This window comes from Mycobacterium sp. TH-M82 (assembly GCF_057473605.1).
This window is the reverse complement of record NZ_JBYCKY010000910.1, coordinates 1-4,975: the sequence shown is the minus strand read 5'-3', so window position 1 is coordinate 4,975 and position 4,975 is coordinate 1. Positions and strand designations below refer to the sequence as shown.

General features: G+C 68.3%; 4 protein-coding genes and 1 pseudogene. All 5 read right to left on the bottom strand.

Features of this window, described 5'->3' with window-relative positions; all coding sequences use genetic code 11:
* Positions 1-10: 10 nt before the first annotated feature.
* Positions 11-1,447, bottom strand: a complete 1,437-nt coding sequence (locus AC2VON_RS26675; RefSeq protein ID WP_486955463.1) for a GuaB1 family IMP dehydrogenase-related protein — start codon at positions 1,445-1,447, stop codon at positions 11-13.
* Between the two features lie 68 nt (positions 1,448-1,515).
* Positions 1,516-2,955: pseudogene (gene gndA / locus AC2VON_RS26670) on the bottom strand (NADP-dependent phosphogluconate dehydrogenase); the annotation flags it as partial.
* Positions 2,956-3,053: 98 nt separating this feature from the next.
* Positions 3,054-4,004, bottom strand: a complete 951-nt coding sequence (locus AC2VON_RS26665) for a M56 family metallopeptidase (protein ID WP_486955462.1) — start codon at positions 4,002-4,004, stop codon at positions 3,054-3,056.
* Between the two features lie 14 nt (positions 4,005-4,018).
* On the bottom strand, positions 4,019-4,435 hold the full coding sequence (locus AC2VON_RS26660) for a BlaI/MecI/CopY family transcriptional regulator (RefSeq protein WP_486955461.1): 417 nt from the start codon (positions 4,433-4,435) through the stop codon (positions 4,019-4,021).
* A 154-nt stretch (positions 4,436-4,589) separates the two neighbouring features.
* On the bottom strand, positions 4,590-4,975 hold a 386-nt coding region (locus tag AC2VON_RS26655; RefSeq protein ID WP_486955460.1), incomplete at its 5' end, for a GMC family oxidoreductase.

Genomic DNA, 4,975 nt, shown 5'->3' with positions numbered 1-4,975 from the left:
TCAAGCCGTGCTACCAGCCGAACGGCAGCGGATGGCCCTCGGCGAACCCGGCCGCCGACTGCACCCCCAGCACCGCTCGTTCGTGCAGTTCGGCCAGTGTGGACGCGCCGACGTAGGTGCAGGTGCTGCGCACCCCCGAGGTGATGTGGTCGAGCAGGTCTTCAACCCCGCCGCGGTCCGGGTCCAGCCCCATCCGGGACGTTGAAATGCCTTCTTCGAACAATGTTTTGCGGGCCCTTTCGAACGCGCTGTCGGCTGCGGTGCGGGCGACCACAGCCCGCTTGGAGGCCATCCCGTAGCTCTCTTTATACGGCTGCTCCGCGTGATCGAGCATCAGATCGCCGGGCGACTCGTAGGTGCCGGCGAACCAGGAGCCGATCATCACGTTGGACGCGCCTGCCGCCAGTGCCAGCGCGACGTCTCGGGGATGGCGGACCCCACCGTCGGCCCATACGTGCGCACCGAGCCGGCGCGCCGCGTCCGCGCAGTCGGCCACGGCGGAGAACTGCGGCCGGCCCACGCCGGTCATCATCCGGGTGGTGCACATGGCGCCGGGGCCGACACCGACCTTGACGACGGCAGCCCCGGCGTCGATGAGGTCCCGGGTGCCCTCGGCCGAGACCACGTTGCCGGCGACCAGCGGCACACCCAGGCCTAGCGCCGCAACCGCCCTGACCGCGTCCAGTGCCTTGACCTGATGACCGTGTGCGGTGTCGATGACCAGCAGGTCCACCCCGGCCGCCACCAGCGCTGCCGCCTTGGCCACCACCGTGCCGTTGATGCCTACGGCAGCGGCGACGCGCAACCGGCCGGCCCCGTCGGTGGCCGGGGTGTAGATCCCGGCCCGGATCGCCCCGGTACGGGTCAGCACCCCGGCCAGTGTGCCGTCGGCGTTGGTCAGCACCGCGACATCGATCGGGGCGTGCTCCAACAGGTCGAAGACCTTGCGCGGATCGGTGTCCGCCGGGGCGTTGACAAAATCGGGTATCACGACGTCGCGGACCCGGGTGAACCGGTCGACACCGTCGCAGCGCGGCGCCGTCACCAGGCCGACCGGGCGACTCTGCGACACCACCACCGCCGCGCCGTGGGCGCGTTTGTGGATCAGCGCGGCAGCGTCCGACACCGAATCGTCGGGCGAGAGCACCACCGGGGTGTCGATGACCAGGTCGCGGCTTTTGACGAAGTCCACGGTCTGTTGCACGGCGGTGATCGGCAGATCCTGCGGCAGCACCACGACGCCGCCGCGCCGGGCCACGGTCTCGGCCATCCGGCGGCCGGCCACCGCGGTCATGTTGGCCACCACCACCGGGATGGTGGTGCCGGAGCCGTCGCGGGTGGACAGGTCCACGTCGAACCGCGAATCGACGTCGGAACGGTTGGGGACGATGAAGACATCGTCGTAGGTCAGGTCGTACGCGGGGGCCTGGCCGTTCAAAAACCTCATTGCCTTATCCCTGAATCAATGGTCCGGCTCCGCCTCAGGCCGTCCGGGCCGGCATGGCCACCTGAGGGAACCGCCACCTCGCTGTGGTTGCCGCTCCACAACGTGTGGAACTTGCCGGGCGCATCGACCCGGCCGTAGCTGTGCGCACCGAAGTAGTCGCGCTGGGCCTGGGTGAGTGCGGCGGGCAGCCGCGCGGTCCGCAGGCCGTCGTAGTACGACAGCGCCGAGGAGAAGCCCGGCACCGGTATTCCCAACTGGGTGGCGGTGATGACCACACGGCGCCAGCCGTCGATCGCCGATTCGACGGCGCCGCGGAAATACGGTGCGCTCAGCAGGCTGGCCAGGTCCGGTTCGGTTTCGAAGGCCTTCTTGATGCGGTTGAGGAACTTGGCCCGGATGATGCAGCCGCCGCGCCAGATGGTGGCCAGCTCGCCAGGGGCGATGTTCCAGCCGTATTCGGCGCTGCCGGCCTGGATCTGGTTGAAGCCCTGGGTGTAGGCGACGATCTTGGAGGCGTACAGCGCCCGGCGGATGTCTTCGATGAAGGTTTGCGGGTCGGCGGGGCGTTCGCCCAGCCGACCGGATGCGAAGCCGGCGGCCGCCTTGCGCTGGGCCACCGAACCCGACAGTGCGCGGGCGAACACCGCTTCGGCGATGCCGGTCACCGGGACACCGAGGTCGAGAGCGGATTTGACGGTCCAGCGGCCGGTGCCCTTCTGCTCGGCCTCGTCGACGATCACGTCGACCAAAGGTCGGGCGGTCTTGGCGTCCACCTGGCGCAGCACCTCGGCAGTGATCTCCACCAGGTAGCTGTCCAACTCCCCGGTGTTCCAGTCGGTGAACACGTCGGCGATCTGCGGCGCGGAGAAGCCGAGCCCGTCCCGGAGCAGCTGGTAGGCCTCGCCGATCAGTTGCATGTCGGAGTACTCGATGCCGTTGTGCACCATCTTGACGAAGTGGCCCGAACCGTCGGGGCCGATGTGCGTGCAACACGGCACCCCGTCGACGTGTGCGGAGATCTGCTCCAGCAACGGGCCCAGCGACTCATACGACTCCGCGGGGCCGCCGGGCATGATCGACGGCCCGTTCAGTGCGCCTTCTTCGCCGCCGGAGATGCCCGCGCCGACGAAGTGCAGGCGCCGCTCGGCCATGGCTTTCTCGCGCCGGATGGTGTCGGTGTAGAGCGCGTTGCCGCCGTCGATGATGATGTCGCCGGGTTCCATGGCGTCGGCGAGTTCGTCGATGACGGCATCGGTGGCGGCACCGGCTTTGACCATGATCAGCACCCTGCGCGGCTTCTCCAGGGCGGCAAGGAATTCCCGAATCGACTGGCTGCGCACGAAACTGCCCTCGGAGCCGTACTCGGCCAACAGCGCGTCGGTCTTGGCGATCGAACGGTTGTGCAGTGCCACGGTGCATCCGTGCCGGGCGAAGTTGCGGGCGATGTTGGAACCCATCACAGCCAAGCCGGTCACCCCGATCTGGGCGATCGGTTGGGTCACGCTCATTGGTCTGCCTTCCTCATGCCTTTCTTTGCCGCCGCAGGCCTCCAGGGACCGAAGGTCGACGCTCGGGTGATACATGACGTCAACGGACGTCGCCGCGGTTATCCGGCGAGCAGCCGGTGCAACTCGATCAGCCACGGTACCGCCAGTGCGACGGTGGGCACCACCAGCACCGCTGCCGCGGCGAGGTAGACGGCCACCGCCAGCGCTCGACTGTTGCCCGGTCCCGACAGGCGGCGTACCCGCAGCAACGTGCTGGGACCGCCCACCGCCATCGCGCCCGCCGGTGCACACGCGGATGCGCAGGCCACCAGCGCACGCGCCAGTGGTGCGGGCCCGGTGGTGCGGACTGCCGCGTCGTCGGCGAGCAGCTCGACCAGCAGTTGCACCGTACCCAGCGTGCTGGCGCTGCGGGTAATCCGCGGAAAGGCCGTGTGCAGGGCAGTGAATGTTTCCAGCACCAGGTCATGGCGGGCACGCAGATGCGCGCGTTCATGGCTCAGTACGGCGGCGAGTTCGGTGTCGGTCAACGAGGCCAGCATTCCCGCGCTGAGCACGACCCGGCTGCGTACCCCGGGCAGGCAATAGGCCATCGGCTGCGCGATCTGCAGGATTCGAAGTTCCTCGGCCCGGCGGCCGACGTGACTCGGCATCGGGTCCTCGCTGGTCCGGAGCAGGTCGACCAGCATGCGGTGATGTGCGCGCCGCCGCCGGGTGCCGACCGCCACCCGAAGCATCGCCACCAGCAGCCGAACGCCCACCACCAGCGTCAACACCAAGACCGCCACCGACAAGATCCACAGCGGCCAGCCCAGCCGATCGATGCCGTCACCGATCGTCCGTGTCGGCCGGCCGTCCGGCCCGGGCACGAACAGCCCGCTCGCGACGGCGATGCCGGCGCCGAACGCCGCGAGCACCGCGGCGAGTGTGACGGCCTGGCACAGCACCACACCGGCCCGGGGTGCGCGCAGCAGCCAGCCCGCATACGCCAGCCAGGACCGCACCGGGCCGGCGAGCAGCATCGCGACGATGATGGAGGCCAGCGCGAACACGCAGTCAGTCTCCCTCAGGGCGTGATCTGACCGCCATCGGGTGCAACAGGGCGGTGTTTGGCTTCCAATTCGTCGAGTGCGTGCCGTAACGCCTCGGCCTCGTCGGCATCGACACGTTCGACGAAATGCACCAGCGCGGCCTGCCGACCGCCGGGGTCCGCGGCCTGTTCCAGCGCGTCCACCATCAGCCCGGCGACCAGATCGCCGCGATCGCGTGCCGGCGTGTAGCGGTGCGCACGCTCATCACGGATCTGGATGAGCAGGTTCTTCTTTGCCAGCCGCTGCAGCACGGTCATCACGGTGGTGTAAGCCAAGTCCCGGTGCACCGACAACGCTTCGTGGACCTGGCGCACCGTTTGGGGCTCAGGCGCCGACCACAGGTGGTTCATCACCGCCCGTTCCAAATCGCCTAGGCTCGCCGATCTCGGCATGGCCCGACTCCCCTCCCGAACGACGTAATCAGCCTACCCCGGCTTACTACCGCTTGTCGTATCGGGTCCGTGGGCGCGGCTTAGACCAACGTTGAATTCTCAGGATGTCCTGACAGGCTTGGGCTCCCTACGAGATTGTGGCCCTTCGAGGTGATCACCGACGTATACCCGGCGCCTGAGCGGTGCTGGACGATGAGCTCTGCGACTGGCCGGCGAGCGCACGTGCGTTGCGCAGCGCCACCGCCATGATGGTTTGGGTGGGGTTAGAGCCGCTGGAGGTGACGAATACGCTGCCGTCGGCGCAGTAGACGTTGTCCATCTGGTGCATGCGTCCATACGCATCGACGACGCTGGTCTTGGGGTCCACACCCATCTGCATCCCGCCCATGGTGTGATAACCGCTCGGTACCGGCGGGCCGGACAGCGAGGTCACCAGCCGCAGGGGCAAGGCGGCGAACAGCTGTGCGCCGGATGCCCCCATCATCGCGGTGAGTGCCGGGATGAAGAAATCTTCGGAGGCTTTCTCGAATTTTCCGATGT

What these genes read in the sequence shown, in the direction of transcription:
- AC2VON_RS26675 (WP_486955463.1), bottom strand. Translation starts at nt 1,447, where the DNA reads ATGAGGTTTTTGAACGGCCAGGCCCCCGCGTACGACCTGACCTACGAC.
- AC2VON_RS26660 (WP_486955461.1), bottom strand. Translation starts at nt 4,435, where the DNA reads ATGCCGAGATCGGCGAGCCTAGGCGATTTGGAACGGGCGGTGATGAAC.